The sequence below is a fragment of the Streptomyces sp. NPDC058665 genome (assembly GCF_042714995.1).
GTDB lineage: Bacteria > Actinomycetota > Actinomycetes > Streptomycetales > Streptomycetaceae > Streptomyces.
This window is the reverse complement of record NZ_JBHXRX010000039.1, coordinates 23,234-41,019: the sequence shown is the minus strand read 5'-3', so window position 1 is coordinate 41,019 and position 17,786 is coordinate 23,234. Positions and strand designations below refer to the sequence as shown.

Below are 17,786 nucleotides of genomic sequence, written 5' to 3'. Positions count from 1 at the left end.
ACTGCCCGCCAGCAGCCCGATGACTTTACCCGGACCAACACCCCCGGCGGGCCGGATCATGGACGCACCGTCCGGTCCGTGAGATACGTGTGCACGGAATCGAATGCCCGCGCTAGTCTCCCCGACATGTCCGCACCCGCCCGCCTCCTCTGTCTCGCGTGCTTCGCGAACTCGGTGTGGTGCGTCGACGACAACCTCTGTTGTTCCTGAGTCGAGCCCCCGCGCCCCGCCACCGCCGACCACCCGACTTCGGAGAACAGTCGTGACCACCACCGCTCCCCCGCGCCGGACCAGCCCCGCCGCGCTGCTCGTTCCCTCCCCGACGTCCTCGCCCGCCCCGGAAGCCGAGCCCGCGCCTCCCGTGCGGCGCGTGCCGCTCGTCATATCCGGGGTGCTGGCCGTCGCACTGACCGCGTACGTGTGGTCGACGCACGGCGCCAAGGCCGGTTCGCTGCTGCTGCTCGGGCTGGGGCTCGGGCTCGCGCTCTTCCACTCGCGCTTCGGATTCACCTCCGCCTGGCGGCAGTTGGTGGCCGTCGGCAACGGGCAGGGGCTGCGCGCCCATGCCCTGCTCCTCGGCACCACCGCCACGCTCTTCGCGCTGATCATCGGCAGCGGGACGGGGCTGTTCGGCTCCGTGCCCGCTCCGTCGGCGGGCCCGCTGGGCGTCGGGTTGCTCGTCGGGGCGTTCGTCTTCGCCGTCGGGATGCAGCTCGGTGGCGCGTGCGCGTCAGGCACGCTGTTCGCCGTGGGGTCGGGGCAGTCGTCCATCGTGCTGACGCTCGGCGGCTTCATCATCGGATCGACCGTCGCCGCCTGGCAGTTCGACCTCTGGAAGGACCTGCCCGCGCTCGACCCGGTCCTTCTGTCCGACCACGTCGGCTGGTTCGGTTCGTGGGCGGTGACCATCGCCGTGCTGGGCCTCATCGTGCTGGTCAGCCGCCGCGTACAGGCCCACCGCAACCCGCCGCCGATCAGCACCCCGCCCAGCGCCAAGGGCGCGGCGCGCGTGCTGCGGGGGTCATGGCCGCTGGTCGCCGGCGCGCTGGCGCTGGCCGTGCTGGGCGCGGGGGTGCTGCTGGTGTCCGGCGGTCCCTGGGGTGTCACGAGTGCGTTCAGCCTGTGGGGATCGCGGGTCGTCGACGCGCTCGGCGGGAACCCCGCCAACTGGTCGTTCTGGCGGCAGCCGGGCAACGCCGAGATGTTCGCCGGGCCCGTACTGAAGGACAAGAACAGCCTCACCGACATCGGCATCATGATCGGCGCGGCGGTCGCCGCCTCGCTCGGCGGGACCTGGGCGCTGCACCGGGGCATTCCCGGCCGCACCGCCGTGGCCGCGGTGCTCGGCGGCGTACTGATGGGGATCGGCGCGCGGCTGGCGGGCGGCTGCAACATCGGCGCGTACCTCGCGGGCATCGCGTCGGGCAGCCTCCACGGCTGGATCTGGGGCGCGACCGCGCTGCTCGGCACCTGGGCCGGGATACGGCTGCGCCCGCTGTTCGCGCTGGGCAACCCCAAGCCGGGGGACGGGATCTGCTGACAGCAGGGGCAGCACACGCCGTTCAGGAGGGGAACGGGTCGGCGTAGGGGGCGTCTTGGCACGGTGCGCGGGTCGACGGCCGGCGAAAAGCCCGCCGGGATCCCGAATCTCGCTTGTGTGCCTGGCGGCAACTACGCCCAGTCAAACCAGCGCGGGGACGAGTCGTCCCGCCGGATCCGATGCCGCTACGCCTCTTGGACCGGATGGCAGGGAGGCTCAGCATTGACCCATCCATGCGGATTTGGAACGACTGTGGTGAGTGACCATCGAACAGGAGGTGAAGCTCAGCAAACGAGAGCACACCTCACGCCCACCCAACAAACGGTCAACCACGCGCTCTCGGCAGGGCGGGCGCCAGTGGAAGGGGCATTGTCCGTCCGGGGGGCCTGGGCCAACTTCCGCAGATCGCTGTGCAGCCCAAATCGAATGACGTCAGTAGCCGCAACCGTCCTCACCCTGGAGCGGCAACGCCGACGAGAGCACCAGCCTGCGGTCGATACCGAACTCGCCCGCCACGCGCAACGTCTTCGCCCCGGACGGCGTGCACGATCTTGCGGATTCGACCGCGCGTCGCGCGGCAGCAGCGGCCGAATCGGCTTCTCCCGGAGTAACCGCTATTTCCTCTTCTTGCTACTGCTTGTACTTCCATACCCCGCATTGCTCCGATGGTTTTTTGTGCCGCTTCTACTTTCACGCCTCTCATCGGTCCGATGCTCACCCGTCCCGAAGTTGGCGTAATACGCCTGACCCGTCGACCCCGAAACAGCGGTATACCCCTCACCCGCATACACCTCACCCGAATACCCCTCACCCTCATACTGCTCACTCGCATACTCCTCACCCGCATGCGCCTCACCCGCATGCGCCTCATCAGTCACCGTCAAGTCGGCAAAATCTCCCTCCAAGGGAGATATCCGTTCGGTGTCATGATGATTCAGGGCTGTCCTCTCCTGTGAAAACGCGACGTTTGCAAACTGGACGCCCGAAGCAGCGTAATACGCCTGACCCCTCGACCCCGAATCAGCGTAATACGCCTGACCCGTCGACCCCGAAGGGGCAGAATACGCCCGCCCCGTCGACCCCGAAGCAGCGTAATACGCCTGATCCGTCGACTCCGAAGCACCGGAAACACTTTTACTCCGCGGTACATAGCTATCACCAAGAGCTTGCATGAACTCCAATCTGCCGCCCAGAGACGCACTCAGAACCCGCTGGTACTCTTCATTCTTGTAGATCTTGTGGATACCCTTCTTCTCTTTAATGGACAACCTCCTCAGGTGCCAGTGATCTCCATGGGCCAATCTATCCCTTTCGTTCTTTTTGATTTCTACCAAAACATCTACGTTACTCGGGACAATCGCATCCCTGCGCGGCAGCAGGATGGCAACATTTTTATCGCCGACGGCAGCCACGAACTCGTCGATCGACGCCTTCCTATTCTCTTTCTCGTACCAAATTTGCTGGCGTTCCGGAAAACCAGTGGCCGGAGAGGGAAGTTGATCGAAAGAAGCCCGGGAGTGAACGTGAAAAGTTTGGCCGGCCACTAGAGTCCACCTTTCCGGTGGCTTGCTTGGGTCATCGATGTTCTCAATTTGGATATGCAGTTCCTCAACCAGCCCCTGTCTGATCATTCCCGCCAAAGTGGGTACCTCATGATTTGCCATTACACTTCCATTGGTCTTCCCTTCAAGCACAAACGCTTCCACACTCGACAGCGCGCCTCTCACAAACCCAGTGGACATACCCGTCCAGAGATTGCCCATCACCAGAGCATCAGACCACTTACTGTAGCCACTAGGCTTTTTATTAAAGGCCTTACCGGCCCCGGTTCTCTCCAGAATAACCAGGTCTCTCCTCTCAGCTTCTTCCCCCGCCCACTCGGTGTCCGTCTTACTCCACAGAGCCTTACGGTGCCTGGCCTTGTCAGCAGCCTTGTCCAGGGCCCTTTGATAGGAGGAATTTGGGCGGTTACTATAATATTTCGCATTTTCCCTGAGCCACTTCGCTGGAATGTCCAGCATTCGCATAGCGTTGAATTCATCAATAAGCTCGTCGGCTGCCCATTTACTCGTCGCCTCGTCAGCAGAAATCCCCTTATTTAGGTCACGCCCGGTCTTCTCCAACACCTCGAAATAAGTTTCGAGCGCGCCCATGAGGCGCTTATTACTCCCCATGTTGTATTCTTTTTCGAAGGTGCGTATCGTCGCAGCACGGTCTCTAATGAAATCATTTTCATCGAAAGGCTCTTTTGGCATTTCTCCTCCTTCTGATCGCACTTCATGCGATCATTGCCTGCCGGTCCGCATCCGATACCAGTCGCGCTCTCGGCGTGAATCACTCTGCGAGGAAGCCGCTTCCGCAGGCGACTTCGCAGACATCAACGGACTCGGCGACGGATCGGTTCACCACCGGATCCAGAACATGCCGATGAAGCCGGCTGTGCCGGGCCGGCAGCGTCTGACCTGGCCCGCCGCCGACGGGCGCGAGGCGCGTGAACTCCGCGCGGCGACGGGCGAGTTCGACCCCGCGAGATTCGTGTCCGCCGACTTCGCGGCGTCGGCGGGCGTCTGCGACATCGGCGCCTACCTCGCGCCCGCTGTTCGCGCTGGGCAACCCCAAGCCCGGGGACGGGATCTGCTGAGCCGGCCGGGCCCCGCGCCGTAGGCTGAGACCGTGGTCATCGAACAGAACGTGAACCTGAGCGACGGGCGCACCCTGCGGACGTACGACAGCGGTGGGGGTGCCGACGGGCACGTGCCGACCCTCGTCTGGCATCACGGCTCGCCGCAGACCGGCGCCCCGCTGGAGCCGCTGCTCACCGCCGCCGCGGCGCGCGGTATCCGGCTGGTGTCGTACGGCCGCCCCAGCTACGGGGGTTCGAGCCCGCAGCCGGGGCGGAACGTGGCAGCGGCGGCGGACGACGTGGCTGGGATCGCGGACGCGCTCGGCCTGGGGCCGTTCGCGGTGATGGGGGCGTCCGGGGGCGGGCCGCACGCGCTGGCGTGCGCCGCGCTGCTGCCGGACCGGGTGACGGGAGCCGTCTGCTTCGCAGGGCTGGCGCCGTACACGGACGACTTCGACTGGTACGAGGGCATGGTGTCGCCCGGCGGTCTGCGGGCCGCCGCCGACGGGCGCGAGGCGCGTGAACTGTACGCGGCGACCGAGGAGTTCGACCCGGCGAGCTTCACCTCGGCCGACATCGCCGCGCTGGAGGGCGAGTGGGCGTCGCTGGGCGCCGACGCGGTGAAGGCGGGGCAGGCCGGGGCGGACGGGCTGATCGACGACGACGTGGCCTTCGCGACCGCGTGGGGCTTCGACCTGGGGGAGGTGGCCGCGCCCGTACTGCTTGTGCAGGGCGGCCTCGACCGGGTCGTCCCGTCCGCGCACGCCGGGTGGATGCTCGCCGGGCTGCCCCGGGCGGAGATGTGGGTACGGCCCGAGGACGGGCACGTCTCGGTCCTCGACGCGTGTCCGGCGGCGATGGACTGGCTGATGGCGCTGGGTACGTCGCTTACATAGCCTTGCGGTTATATAACTGGGTGGGTATGGTCGGGGTATGCCCATACCGTTCGACGTGCTCGCGGAGCCGAGCAGGCGCAAGATCCTCGATCTGCTCCTGGAGCGCCCGCATCTGGTCGGTGAGCTGACCGACCGGCTCGGCCTGAGTCAGCCCGGGACGTCCAAGCATCTGCGGGTACTGAGGGACGCGGGGCTGGTGCGGGTCCGGCAGGAGGCCCAGCGCCGGTGGTACGAACTGACGCCGGAACCGCTAGCGGAACTCGACGCCTGGCTCGCGCACTACCGGCATCTGTGGACCGGGAGTCTCGACGCGCTCGAACGGCATCTCGACGCGATGGAGGACGATTCCTCATGACCCCGCACAACGACGGTCCGGACCGTCCGGATGGCCTCGATGGCTTCTCCTCCCTCTCGCGCGCGGGCGACGGGCGGACCGCGCTGCGCATGGAGCGGCGGCTCGCGCATCCGCCGCAGCGGGTCTGGGACGCGATCACACGGCCCGAGCACCTCGCGCGGTGGTTTCCCTCCGAGGTGAGCGTCGATCCGCGGCCGGGCGGCGAGATCGGCTTCCACTTCCCCGGCGACTCCGGCCCCGGCATGACAGGGAAGGTCACCGACGCCGACGAGCCGCGCCTCTTCGCCTTCACCTGGGGCGAGGACCATCTGAGCTGGGAGATCATCCCTGACGGGGACGGATCGCGGCTTCTCCTCGTCCACACCTTCGGCGACCGGTTCGGGGCGGCGAGCTTCGCGTCCGGCTGGCAGATCTGTATCGCGGCGCTGGGGCAGGTGCTGGACGGCCGCCCCGTCGACGTCGAGCAGGACGCGCGCGGGGCGCTGCACGAGGCGTATCTGGCCCGGTTCGACGAGCTGACCCGGGGCCGGGCCGAGGAGACCGCGGACGGCGGGCGACAGGTCCGCTTCGTGCGCCAGCTCGTACGGCCCGCCGAGGCGGTCTGGGCCCAACTGACGGGCGGAGCCGAGCCGTTGACGGGGTCGCCCGTGCCTCCGGGCTTCACCGCGGACAAGGTCCCGGCAGGCCCGGTCACGGCCGTACACGCACCGGAACTCCTCGCGTACGCCTGGAGTCCCGAGGGCGAGGTCCGCTGGGAGCTGCGCCCGGGGACGGGCCACGGTCCCCGGCTGGTACTCACGCAGACCGGACCGCACGGCTTCGCCACGGACGCGGCGCTGGCGGCGTGGCGGGTACGCGTGGAGGAACTGGCGGCGGAACTGATGAAGACACCGCAGACCGGGGCCGGGGGCGGGGCCCGCGCCTAGGGTCTGTCGTTTGGATCAGGCAGGATCAGGGAGCGCCCGCCGCGGCAGCGGCTGATGTCACTGCGGTGTTCCGGGCCCGCGAAGACCCGCCGGACAGAACCTAGGGCGGGCCCGCAAGGGAGCCTCGTCCGCACGCAGGGGCCGGACGGTCGTCGTCCAGGTACGCGTCGCCCTCGTCTGAACCGGCATCCGGGCGGGCGCGGCAAGGGCCGACGGGCGGGGTCCGCGCAGGAGTTCTTGTGTGGTGCCCGGCTGTCGGCTCGCGGCGGGTACCTTGAGACCGTGATTGTCCAGGCACGGAAGTCGCGCGGTGGCCGCGTGGAGCCGGCGTCGGCGAACTCACCGGTGCGGCGGACGGGTTGGGGAGTTCGGCAGCGTGCCGCGGGGGTGCTGTCGGCGCTGCTCCTCGGCGTCGTCACGCTGGTATCTCCCGCACCGGCCGCAGCGGTGGGCGCCACGAGCGCCGGCGCCGCCGCGGCAACTCCCGTCCAGCGGACACTCCCCCAGCAGGCCGACCGGCCGACGCGCTCCGAGCGGTCCCGCGACTTCCGGCGGGACTCCCCCCGCGCCGCCCACAGTTACGCGGGCGCGCCGACCCGGGCCGCCTCCACCGGTCTCCGGACACCCGAGCACACCCGGCAGCAGCACGCGCCGCAGCCCGACACGGGCGTCCTGCCGTTCACCACGGGACTTCCCCTCCCCCGCGCCGTCGTGGACCGCGGCGTACGGCCCGGTGTCACCGCACCGGCGGCCCAGCCCTCCGGACTGCCCGACGTCCGCGGGCCTCCCTCCGGGAGCAGTCATCCGCACTGTCCCCTTTCCGCGCCGACGCACCGCCCCCGGTAGAGCCGGGCGGGCCTGAAGCCAGGCCCGTCTCCCTCGCGGGGGTGGCGCGTTCCGGCACCCTCCCGGAGGAATCCCATGACTCGCGCCACCACGGTGCGGGCAGTTCTGGCTGTGGCCGTCCTGCTCGTATCGCTCTTCGTCACACTCACCATGAGCCCCAGACTGGGGCTCGATCTGCAAGGCGGCACCCGGCTCGTTCTCCAGGCCCGCGACTCCGCGACCGCGACCGCCGACCGGGAGAGCACCGACCGTACGGTCGAGGTCCTTCGTCAGCGGATCGACGCGCTGGGGGTCGCGGAGCCGACCGTCACACGTTCCGGCGAGGACCGCGTCCTCGTCGAACTCCCCGACGTCACCGATCCGCGGAAGGCCGCCGAGGTGCTGGGCCGGACCGCCCAGCTGTCTTTCCATCCCGTCAACGGCGTCGCCGGCGACGAGCCTCCCGAAAGGACTGAAAAGCCCGAAAAGACCGATACACCCGGAGAGCTGGTCCTCCCCGACGAGAACGGCAGCCGGCTCAGGCTCGGCGCGTCGGATCTGTCGGGCGCGGGAGTGAAGGACGCCCGCGCGGAGTTCGACGGCCAGCGGGGAGCCGGCTGGTTCGTCTCCCTCGACTTCCGTGACGAGGCGTCCCGCGCGTGGACACGGCTGACGGGGGAAGCCGCCTGCCATCCGCCGCAGGACGAGCGGCGCCGGGTCGCGATCGTGCTGGACGACAAGGTGATCTCCGCGCCGCAGGTGAGCCCCTCCGTGGCCTGCGGTGCCGGACTTCCGTCGGGTACGACCCAGATCAGCGGCTCCTTCTCCGCCGATGAGGCCAGGAACCTGGCGCTGCTGATCAAGGGCGGGGCCCTGCCGGTGCCGGTCGACGTCGTCGAACAGCGCACCGTGGGCCCGACGCTGGGCGCCGAGGCGATCGGCGCCAGCGCGCGGGCCGCGGTGATCGGCGCGAGCCTCACCGCCCTGTTCATCACCTTCGTGTACCGCCTCTTCGGCGGCCTCGCCTCGCTGGCCCTGGCCGGGTACGCGCTGATCTCGTACGCCGCCCTGGTCGCGCTCGGCGTCACGCTGACGCTCCCAGGCCTGGCCGGATTCGTGCTCGCCATCGGGATGGCGGTCGACGCGAACGTGCTGGCCTTCGAACGGGCGCGGGAGGAGTACGCGGGCCGCTCCGGCGGTGCTCCACGGTCCGGCCGCACCCTGCGGTCCGCGACGGCCGCCGGATTCCGTAACGCCCGCACCGCGGTTGTCGACTCGAACGTGACGACTCTGCTCGCCGCCGGCCTTCTCTTCGCCCTCGGATCGGGTCCTGTGAAGGGGTTCGGCGTCACCCTGGGGATCGGCGTGCTCGTGTCGATGTTCTCCGCCCTCGTCATCGCGCGGGCACTGACCGATGTGGCGGCACGCTCCCGCTTCGTCGCCGATTTCCCCGGCGTCAACGGAATCGGCCTGCCGGGCCGCGTACGTACGTATCTGACCCGCCGCGCCCCTGATCTGTTCCGCAGGTCGCGGCGGTGGCTGGTCGTCTCGGCCGCGGTGATGGCCGTCGCGGTGCTGGGTGTCGCCCTGCGCGGGGTGAACCTCGGCGTGGAGTTCACCGGCGGGCGGCTCATGGAGTACGCGACGACCCGGCCCGTCGATGTCGACACGGCTCGCACGGCCCTGGCCGACGCGGGCTTCGCCGATGCCGAGGTCACCACGGCGGGCCGGCAGGAGCTCTCGGTGCGCACCGGGGACACGAGCGAGCGGGCCGAGGCGGCCATCCGCGGCGCCCTGAGCGAGGAGGGCGGACCGACGACGAAGGTACGGGACGACCTGATCGGCCCCAGCCTCGGCGATGAGCTGAGGCGCCACGCGCTGATCGCGCTGGGGATCGCCGTCGGGGTCCAACTCCTGTATCTGGCCGTGCGGTTCAGATGGTCGTTCGCGGTGGCGTCGGTGGCCGCGCTGGTGCACGACGTGGTGATCCTGATCGGGGTCTTCGCGTGGCTGGGCCGTCCCGTCGACGGGATCTTCCTCGCCGCGCTGCTCACCGTCATCGGTTACTCGGTGAACGACTCCGTGGTGGTCTTCGACCGGGTCCGTGAGCTGTGGGCGAGGGCGCCCCGCGCTTCCCTGGTGCCGACCGCGCGAACCGCTGTACTACAGATGGTGCCCAGAACCGTGAACACCGGCATGGGCGCGCTGTTCATCCTCACGGCGCTGGCGGTACTCGGCGGGGACTCGCTCAGGGACTTCGCGCTGGCCCTGCTCATCGGTATCTGCGTGGGCACGTACTCGTCCGTGTTCACCGCCGTGCCGGTCGCGCTGGCGATGGAGACGTCCCGCAAGGGGGGTCCGGGGGCGCCGCGGGGGCGGCGTGGCGCGGGCCGTTCACGGACGGTGCCGCGTCGCGGACGCCCGGCGGACAACGGGGCGCGGGTGTGAGCGCGTGAAGGCCGCCGGCCGGGCCGCTGGTGCGGTCCGGCCGGCGGTCGGTGAGGTGACGGACGCCGCAGGGTCTAGTAGGGACCGTTGACGTTGTCGATGGAGCCGTAGCGGTCGGCCGCGTAGTTGCAGGCCGCGGTGATGTTGGCGACCGGGTCGTAGCTGTCGGTCGACGTGCCGGGCACGTGGTACGCCTCGAACGTCGGGGCGATGACCTGGAGCAGGCCCTTCGACGGGGTGCCGGCCGCGGCGTTGGAGTCCCAGTTGTTGATGGCGCGGGGGTTACCACCGGACTCGCGCATGATGTTGCGGTGGATGCCGTCGTACGAGCCGGGTATGCCGTTCTGCGCCATGACGTCCAGCGCCTCCCGGATCCAGCCGTCGAGGTTGTTGGTGTAGGTCTTGGCGGCGGTCTCGACGGCCTCGGTGGCCTCGCTCTCCGACGCGGTCCCGGTCGGCGCGGCCCCCTCGGACTTGGCCTTCCCGGCGAGCTTCAGCTTCAGGCCGGGGTGGATGAGCGAGGGGTTGTCGCCGACGGCGGCGCGGTTGGTCTTGTAGATCGCCTGCCAGCCACCGCTCACGGAGCGGGCCTTGGCGATCTTGGCCAGCGACTCGCCCTTGATGACGGTGTGGGTCACCTTCTGGACGGCGGTCGAAGCGGCCGGGGCCGTCTTGACGTGCTGCGGGGCGGGGGCCGCGCCCGCCGTGGTAGCGGTCACCAGGGGAAGGGCGAGTGCTGCGCCGCCCGTGCCGACCGCGATGAGGCGGCGGGCGAGCGGGCTGGTGCGGGAACGGCGGTGCTTACCCTCTGCGGGCATGACGAAATCCTCTCCGTCGCCTGCGAGGTGAGCTGTCGGGTTCGAGCGGGAGATGCCCGGCCGCGATAGTGCGCGACTTCACCCCGAGCCGGTCCGGTGCAACGGATCGGCGACTTACCTGGGTCCCCCGCTCCTGCCGTCCATGAGTTGTTGGGTGCGGTTTCCGGACAGCGGCAGGATTCGGCGTTCCGCCCGGAATGACGAGAACGTAAGCGAGAAGGTCCGGGCGAAACAAGTCCTGAATTCACAGGGCCATGCCATTCACGGATCCGGCGCCGGTCAATTCGAATTCGGGCGAGGCGATTCGGGCCTCAACTTTCTTTTGCGGCACGGGAGGTGGGGCGGGGCGGCGAGAAGCGCGGTCCTTCAAACCTGTGACACACATCACGAGCTTTCGGTGCAACCACTCGCACCCAACACCACCCAAAAAGGGACAAGTTAGGCTTGAAATACCCATAACGACCGCACCGCAAAATGGACAAATGTGCGCTTTCCAATAGGGCGGGGTGGGGTGGTTTCCCGGCCCCGCTCCGCCCTTGTACGCGGGCTGGTCGACCGCCCAGGAGCTGGGCAGCAGAGCACCGAGCGCGCAAGGTGCGGAACCTTCGGAACGTGCCGAACAAGCGCCTACACTCCGGGAGTTGCTTTCACGAGGCCCCCGTGTCAGGGAATGGTCAGGTCCCGCCAGAATTCGGATTCCACGGAAACGGAGAGGATGGAGAATCGGTTGCCGGCGAGCCGTGTTCATCCCGTGGGGAGGACATCGGCCGCCTCGGACCGGTGCGCCCACTCCTTGGCTACGAGGACCGTCTTCCGATCCGCCTGGACTGCTTCGGTAAGATACGTACTACGCGGTTTGTTTTTCAATACCTGTCGTCACAGCCCGACTACGAATCTATGCAAGGCAGGAGGGAGCCCGATGGCGCAGCAAGACCGTGCAATCCGGACCCGCCGGTCGATCCTCGAAGCGGCGGCGGCCGTCTTCGACGAGCGCGGCTACAACTCGGCCACCGTCGGCGAGATCCTCACGCGGGCGGGGGTGACCAAGGGCGCCCTGTACTTCCACTTCACCTCGAAGGAAGACCTCGCGCTCGGGGTCCTCGACGCCCAACTGGCGATCGGACCGTTCCCCGAGCAGAGCAGCAAACTACAGCTGCTCGTGGACCAGGGCATGGTCCTCGCACACCGGCTGCGCCACGACCCGCTGGTCAGAGCCAGTACGGGCCTGGCGCTCGACCAGAGCGCACTCGGCATCAACCGCGGCACACCGTTCGAGTCGTGGGTGGCGCAGAACGAGGACATGCTGCGCCAGGCGAAGGAGCAGGGCGAACTCCTGCCCCATGTGAACCTCAGGGAGACCGCCGAGCTGTTCACCGGCGCCTTCGCCGGCGTGCAGACGATGTCCCATGTCCTGTGCGACCGCGCGGATCTCGACCACCGGATCTCGGTGCTTCTCAACCATGTGCTGCCGAGCATCGCCGTGCCCGCGGTGCTGGCGAAGCTGGACATGGCGCCGGACCGGGGTGAGCGGATTTACGCGGAGATCGAAGCCCTCCAGGACAAATAAAACCGACCAATCTGTTTTATGAGTCGCTCGTTCTGTCCCAAAAAGACTCGACGCCTTCCGCGGGCTCCTTACTCAGGAGCGGTACGGAAGGCGTCGAACGGGCCGGTCTCGCCGGTCAGTTGGCGGTCCGCCGCGTGCCGGGGCCGCCGTTGATGACAAAGGCCGATCCCGGCTCCACGAGGACATCACCCTCGGCCGAGTTCGTGATGGTCACTCCCGTCAGCGTCGCGCTGCCGCGGGCACCGCCCATCGCCAGGATTCCGGAGCCGTTGTTGGACTTGTCGATGGTCACGTCGCTGATCTCGACGTCCGGTACGTTGCCGCCACCGTTCTTGAACTGAATGCCGTCATACGTGGAGTCGGAGATCTCGGTGTCCCTGATCTTCACGCCGGTGATATCCCGGCTCGCCGGGAAGATGGTGATCGCGCCGAATTCCTGGTCCTCGTTCCAGAAAGCGCCACCCGTGCGGTGGAGGGCGTTTCCGGTGAGCAGGGTCTCGCCCGAGAACGGCAGCGGGTCGTGGTCGGTCGCCAGCATGATGCCGGGATAGTTGGCCGTGTCGGCGATCAGGTTGTTCTGCACCTTGTTGCCGTAACCGCCGTATATCGCGACGCCGTTGGCCCGCCACGGCAGCTGGATGGTGTTGTCGGTGAACGAGTTGTCGTGCGCGATGTCCACGGCCGGGTCCTTGACGTACCGGTTGGCCCAGACGGCGAGCGAATCGTCGCCCGTGGTGCGGAAGGACGAGTTGTCCACCGACGAATTGCGGGTGCCGTTGGTGAAGTTGATGCCGTCGGCGTACGTGTTCCGGATCCGCATGCCACTGAACTGAAGGCCGTCGGCGGGACCCCAGAGCGCCGGGATGTTGTCGTAGTCGCGGCCGACCCAGACACCGACGTTGGCGTGCTCGATCCAGACGTTCGAGATCTTGGTGTTCTGCCCGAAGCGGCCGTTCAGGCCCACGCCGCCCTCGGCTCCCCCGCCGCCGCGGATCCGGCCGGAGCCGAAGATCGCGATGTCGGAGATCTGGGTGTTGTCGTCGATGTCGAAGCCGAAGTTGCCCTCGTGCGGGTGGTTGATCCCGCCCGCGTTCTGCGGCTCGGTGAGCGTGTAGAGCTGTGAGTGCCACATACCGGCGCCGCGGACGGTGACGTCGCTGATCCCGATCTGGTTGTACTGGCCCTGGTTCTGCGGGTCGTCGGTCAGGATCTTCTGTTCCTGGCGCCACTGGCCCGCCGGGATCCAGACACAGTCGATGTCGCCGTTCTGGTCGGCGGTCACCGCGTCCTGGAGGGCCTTGGTGTCGTCGTTGCCGTCGTCCGGGACCGCCCCGTACTCGGTGATCGAGGTGCACTCGGCCGGCTTGGCCGCCGGCGGCGCCACCTGCTCCAGGTCGATCAGATCGACGATGTAGAACGGCGCGGAGTCGTCCGCGTCGCGCTGCAGCCTGAACTTCGTGCCCGCCGGATAGCTCTTCCCCAGCAGCGCGTGCGACTCGTCGAAGAGCCTGCGGGCGTCCGCCTGGGGTGTGTTGGTCAGCGACTCGGGGTCGTCGGTGTTGCCGTACAGCCAGCTGTGCTTGGAGGAGAGGTCCAGCTTCTGCACGAAGGCACCGTCGGCGTACAGGCTGAGGGTGGCGTCGATGCCACCGCCGCCCGGCGCGTCGGGTATGGAGTTGCGTACGACGATCGAGTTGGCGTCGTTGGTGGAGGTGAACTCCACGAACTGCCCGGGGTTGTCCAGGCGCACCGATTTACGGCCGGACGACTCGCTGCCGAAGTTGGTGTGCCCGAAGGTGCGTTGGGGGTCCGCCTCCAGCAACGTGCCCTCGTAGTCGGCGGCTTCGGCCTCGTACTCGACGTACGGGAGGGTCGCCCCGCGCTCGGCCACCGGCGCGGGCGCCTGGGCCTGGGTCTGGGCCTGGGCTTGTGCCTGTGCCTGCGCCTGCGCGGGGGCTGAGGCTGAGGCGGCGGGCAGGAGTCCGACGACGAGCAAGCCAGTCATGGACATGCCAGTGATCAGTCGTCGTCTCAGGTGCTTCGACTTCATGATGTCCTCTGTTTCCGTGGGGTCGACAGAGTGAGAAATGCCGGTCCGGGGTGGGGGTAGACGGCATATTGCAAGAGAACCGCAAATAATTGAGCTGGGCAGTTCAGGTCCTGCGATCAGGCAGTGAGAGTTTTCAAGCATGTCACGGGTTTGTCAACAGTCCGCGTCGGACGCGGACTTGGCGCGGGGCCCCGCCGGACGCGGGACCGGCGTACGCGCGAAGACCCCGCACCCCGCGCCGTCAGGGGCGATGATGGAGGTATGGCGAATCCGACAATCCTGACCGTCGACGACGATCCGGCCGTCTCACGAGCCGTCGCCCGCGACATCCGGCGGCATTACGGCGAGAGCTACCGCGTGGTACGCGCCGTGTCGGGCGAGGAGGCCCTGGAGGCACTGCGGGAGATCAAACTGCGTGGGGACCAGCTCGCGGTCATGCTGGCCGACTACCGGATGCCCCATATGAACGGCCTGGAGTTCCTGGAGGCCGCGATGGACCTCTTCCCGCTGGCCCGCCGGGTGCTGCTCACCGCGTACGCGGACACCGAGGCCGCGATCGACGCCATCAACGTCGTGGACCTCGACCACTATCTGCTCAAGCCGTGGAGCCCGCCGGAGCAGAACCTCTACCCCGTGATCGACTCGCTTTTGGAACTGTGGCTCGCCACCCCGGACCCGGTCGCCACCGAGACCCGTGTGGTCGGCCACCGGTGGTCGGCGCCGTCCTTCGCCGTGCGCGACTTCCTGGCCCGCAATCTGGTGCCTTTCCGGTGGCTGCTCTCCGACGAGCCGGAGGGCACCCAGCTGCTGAGCGCCGCCGGGCTCAGCGGGGCGGACGTGCCGATGGTGGTCACCTCCGAAGGCAAGACGCTGGTGAACCCCTCCGAGCGGGAACTCGCCGCGCACGTCGGGCTGAGCACCGTACCGGCCTCCGACTTCTACGACCTGGTCGTCGTCGGTGGCGGCCCCGCCGGGCTCGGCGCGGCCGTCTACGGCGCGTCCGAAGGGCTCCGTACGCTGCTGGTGGAGCAGCAGGCCACGGGCGGGCAGGCCGGCCAGAGCAGCAGGATCGAGAACTATCTGGGCTTCCCCGACGGCGTTTCCGGGCAGCAGCTCACGGAGCGGGCCCGGCGGCAGGCGCTCAAGTTCGGGGCGGAGATCCTCAGCACCCAGCGGGCCGTCTCGCTGGCCGCGGCGGGCTCCGGCCGGGTGCTGCGGCTGGGCGAGTCGAACTCCGTCACCGCACACACCGTGGTCCTCGCCACCGGTGTCTCCTACCGGCGGCTGGGCGCGGACGGTGTGGAGGAGCTGACCGGCACGGGGGTCTTCTACGGGTCGACCGTCACCGAGGCGATCAACTGCTCCGACCAGGACGTCTACATCGTCGGCGGCGCCAACTCGGCGGGCCAGGCGGCCGTCTACTTCTCCCGCTACGCGCGCCGCGTCCACATGCTGATCCGTCAGGGCGATCTGACGCGTTCCATGTCGAGCTATCTGATCGACCAGATCCATGACATCCCCGCCATCGAGGTCCACCCGTGGACCGAGGTGACCTGCGCGGAGGGCGAGGGCCATCTGCAGAGCCTGACCCTGCGCGACAGCCGCTCCGGGGAGAGCTGGGACGTGCCCACGTCGTGGCTGTTCGTCTTCATCGGCGCCGAGCCCCGTACGGACTGGCTGGACGGCTGTGTCACGCGCGACGAGCGCGGATTCGTCCTGACCGGGACGGACCTCATGACGAGTGGGCAGCGCCCACCGGGCTGGCGGCTGCCACGCGACCCGTACCACCTGGAGACGAGCGTCCCGGGCGTCTTCGCCGCCGGCGACGTGCGCGCGGCCTCGGTCAAGCGCGTCGCCTCGGCCGTCGGCGAAGGCGCCATGGCCGTCTCCCTGGTGCACCGATATCTGGAGGCACAGTGACCACACCCCCGGAGGGCCGGCTGACACCGGACCAGCTGCGCACCCTCTTCCTGTTCGAGGCGCTCAGCCTCGAACAGCTCGACTGGCTGGCCGACCGCGGCCGGGTCGAGCGGTTCGACGCCGGTGAGGTGGTCTACCGGGAGGGCGAGCAGGCCATCTGCTTCTACGTCCTGCTCGGCGGGGCCCTCTCGCTCCACCGCGTCCTGCACGGCGACGACGTCGAGGTCAACAGGACAGACCAGCGGGGCGTCTACAGCGGCGCCACGCGCTCGTATCTGGGCGAGCGGGTCGAGCAGACCTATCAGCACACCATGCGGGCCGTCAGCGACGCCGAGTTCTTCGTCCTGCCCGCCGAGGAGTTCGCGTGGGCGATCCGCACCTGGTTCCCGATGGCGCTGCATCTGCTGGAGGGCCTGTTCTTCGGTACGCGCGCGGCCAACGCGATCGTCAGCGAGCGGGAGCGGCTGCTGGCCCTGGCGTCGCTCTCCGCCGGTCTCACCCATGAGCTGAACAATCCCGCGGCGGCGGCGCTGCGGGCGACGGCCGGGCTGCGCGAGCGGGTCACCGGTATGCGGCACAAACTGGCCATGATCGCCGACGGCCGGGTCGACGGAGCAGGACTGCACCGTCTGGTGGGGCTCCAGGACGACGCGGTGCAGCAGGCGGCGGCGGGGGTGAGCATGACCGCGATGGAGGCGGCCGACGCCGAGGACACCGTCAGCGACTGGCTGGAGGAGCACGATGTCGCGCGGGCCTGGGACCTGGCGCCGTCGCTGGTGGCCGCGGGCATCGAGGTGAAGTGGCTGGAGGGTGCGGCCAGGACGGTCGGCTCCGAGCATCTCGACGCGGCGGTGCGCTGGATCACGTACACCATCGACACCGAGCTGATGATGGGCGAGATCGACGACTCCGTGGAGCGGATCTCGGAGCTGGTCGGGGCGGCCAGGCAGTACTCGCAGCTCGACCGGACACCGTTGCAGATCGTCGATGTGCACGCCCTGCTCGACGCCACGCTGACGATGCTCCAGGCCAAGATCCCCAAGTCGGTGCGGGTGGTGCGGGAGTTCGACCGGGACCTGCCGTCGATCCCCGCGTACGGCGCGGAGCTGAACCAGGTGTGGACGAATCTGATCGTCAACGCGCTGGACGCGATGCCCGACGGCGGCACGCTCACGCTGCGCACCTGGCGCGAGGACGAGCGGCTGCTGGTGGAGATCGCGGACACGGGGGTGGGGATCTCGGACGAGGTGCGGCCACGGATCTTCGAGCCGTTCTTCACCACGAAGCAGGTGGGTGAGGGGACGGGGCTCGGCTTGGACATCTCCTACCGGATCGTGGTCAACAAGCACCACGGTGATCTCAGGGTCAGCTCACGCCCGGGAGACACCCGCTTCCAGGTCTGCCTGCCGATCCAGCAGGAGCCGACCGGCCAGGTGTCCGAGCAGGGGCCGTCGACCGAGCGCGACTCGGGAGGCCGGACGTCCGGGGGCGGTCAGCCCAGCAGCTGATGGGTGAAGCACCAGCGCCAGTCCTCGCCGGGCTCCAGGGAGCGCATGACGGGGTGACCTGTCTGTGTGAAGTGCTCGGAAGCGTGCCGAAGCGGCGAGCTGTCGCAGCATCCGACATGACCGCAGGTCAGGCAGAGGCGCAGATGCACCCAGTCCCTGCGGTCGAGCGCGACGCAGTCGACGCACTCGTCCGCGGGCGAGAGGGGCGCCACGTCAGCATTCGCGTTGGCGAGATCTGTACATGTACCCATGCCGCCGAGGGTACTGCGCGGGGCCGCCGTCAGCACGGTGAAGAGGGGATGTACGGAAG

General features: G+C 68.5%; 14 protein-coding genes and 1 riboswitch. Of the genes, 10 read left to right on the top strand and 4 right to left on the bottom strand.

Annotated elements, in window-relative coordinates:
- Positions 1 to 262: 262 nt before the first annotated feature.
- Positions 263 to 1,540 (top strand): YeeE/YedE family protein, encoded by a 1,278-nt coding sequence (locus ACFWV8_RS24500; protein ID WP_384206910.1) that lies wholly within the window; start codon positions 263 to 265, stop codon positions 1,538 to 1,540.
- A gap of 614 nt (positions 1,541 to 2,154) precedes the next feature.
- Here ACFWV8_RS24500 and ACFWV8_RS24495 read toward each other — a convergent pair.
- Positions 2,155 to 3,795, bottom strand: coding sequence for a hypothetical protein (locus ACFWV8_RS24495; protein ID WP_384206907.1), 1,641 nt, complete (start codon positions 3,793 to 3,795; stop codon positions 2,155 to 2,157).
- Between the two features lie 172 nt (positions 3,796 to 3,967).
- Here ACFWV8_RS24495 and ACFWV8_RS24490 point away from each other — a divergent pair, with 172 nt between their 5' ends.
- The 6 genes from ACFWV8_RS24490 to secD all read left to right on the top strand — a co-directional run bounded on the left by ACFWV8_RS24490 (position 3,968) and on the right by secD (position 9,613).
- A complete protein-coding gene (locus ACFWV8_RS24490; RefSeq protein WP_384206901.1) occupies positions 3,968 to 4,204 on the top strand; it encodes a hypothetical protein in 237 nt (78 codons plus the stop codon).
- Positions 4,205 to 4,213: 9 nt separating this feature from the next.
- Positions 4,214 to 5,059: an alpha/beta fold hydrolase gene (locus ACFWV8_RS24485; protein WP_384206896.1), complete on the top strand. Its 846-nt coding sequence runs from the start codon at positions 4,214 to 4,216 to the stop codon at positions 5,057 to 5,059.
- A gap of 37 nt (positions 5,060 to 5,096) precedes the next feature.
- Entirely contained in the window at positions 5,097 to 5,414 is a 318-nt protein-coding gene (locus ACFWV8_RS24480) for a metalloregulator ArsR/SmtB family transcription factor (RefSeq protein ID WP_329380283.1), read from the top strand.
- Entirely contained in the window at positions 5,411 to 6,340 is a 930-nt protein-coding gene (locus ACFWV8_RS24475; protein WP_384206889.1) for an SRPBCC family protein, read from the top strand. Before ACFWV8_RS24480 ends, ACFWV8_RS24475 begins: the two co-directional genes overlap by 4 nt.
- A 282-nt stretch (positions 6,341 to 6,622) precedes the next feature.
- Entirely contained in the window at positions 6,623 to 7,186 is a 564-nt protein-coding gene (locus tag ACFWV8_RS24470) for a hypothetical protein (protein WP_384206886.1), read from the top strand.
- A 75-nt stretch (positions 7,187 to 7,261) separates the two neighbouring features.
- The gene (secD, locus tag ACFWV8_RS24465) at positions 7,262 to 9,613 is read left to right on the top strand and encodes a protein translocase subunit SecD (protein WP_384206881.1); all 2,352 of its coding nucleotides are present in this window, start codon (positions 7,262 to 7,264) and stop codon (positions 9,611 to 9,613) included.
- Between the two features lie 74 nt (positions 9,614 to 9,687).
- Here the strand turns inward: secD and ACFWV8_RS24460 are convergent, their stop codons facing one another.
- Positions 9,688 to 10,431 (bottom strand): transglycosylase SLT domain-containing protein, encoded by a 744-nt coding sequence (locus tag ACFWV8_RS24460; protein ID WP_384206876.1) that lies wholly within the window; start codon positions 10,429 to 10,431, stop codon positions 9,688 to 9,690.
- 4 nt (positions 10,432 to 10,435) lie between these two features.
- Positions 10,436 to 10,627, bottom strand: a riboswitch (cyclic di-AMP (ydaO/yuaA leader).
- Positions 10,628 to 11,350: 723 nt separating this feature from the next.
- On the opposite strand from ACFWV8_RS24460, the gene ACFWV8_RS24455 reads away from it, so the two are divergent.
- Positions 11,351 to 11,998 (top strand): ScbR family autoregulator-binding transcription factor, encoded by a 648-nt coding sequence (locus ACFWV8_RS24455; RefSeq protein WP_384206870.1) that lies wholly within the window; start codon positions 11,351 to 11,353, stop codon positions 11,996 to 11,998.
- A 115-nt stretch (positions 11,999 to 12,113) separates the two neighbouring features.
- Here the strand turns inward: ACFWV8_RS24455 and ACFWV8_RS24450 are convergent, their stop codons facing one another.
- Positions 12,114 to 14,048, bottom strand: coding sequence for a glycosyl hydrolase family 28-related protein (locus ACFWV8_RS24450; RefSeq protein ID WP_384206863.1), 1,935 nt, complete (start codon positions 14,046 to 14,048; stop codon positions 12,114 to 12,116).
- A 261-nt stretch (positions 14,049 to 14,309) separates the two neighbouring features.
- On the opposite strand from ACFWV8_RS24450, the gene ACFWV8_RS24445 reads away from it, so the two are divergent.
- Both ACFWV8_RS24445 and ACFWV8_RS24440 read left to right on the top strand, forming a co-directional pair.
- The gene (locus tag ACFWV8_RS24445) at positions 14,310 to 15,968 is read left to right on the top strand and encodes an FAD-dependent oxidoreductase (RefSeq protein WP_384206858.1); all 1,659 of its coding nucleotides are present in this window, start codon (positions 14,310 to 14,312) and stop codon (positions 15,966 to 15,968) included.
- Entirely contained in the window at positions 15,965 to 17,476 is a 1,512-nt protein-coding gene (locus tag ACFWV8_RS24440; protein WP_384206853.1) for an ATP-binding protein, read from the top strand. Before ACFWV8_RS24445 ends, ACFWV8_RS24440 begins: the two co-directional genes overlap by 4 nt.
- On the opposite strand, the gene ACFWV8_RS24435 is transcribed toward ACFWV8_RS24440, so the two are convergent.
- Positions 17,461 to 17,727, bottom strand: coding sequence for a UBP-type zinc finger domain-containing protein (locus ACFWV8_RS24435; protein ID WP_189109110.1), 267 nt, complete (start codon positions 17,725 to 17,727; stop codon positions 17,461 to 17,463). The two genes, ACFWV8_RS24440 and ACFWV8_RS24435, sit on opposite strands and share 16 nt — an antisense overlap.
- Positions 17,728 to 17,786: the final 59 nt, after the last annotated feature.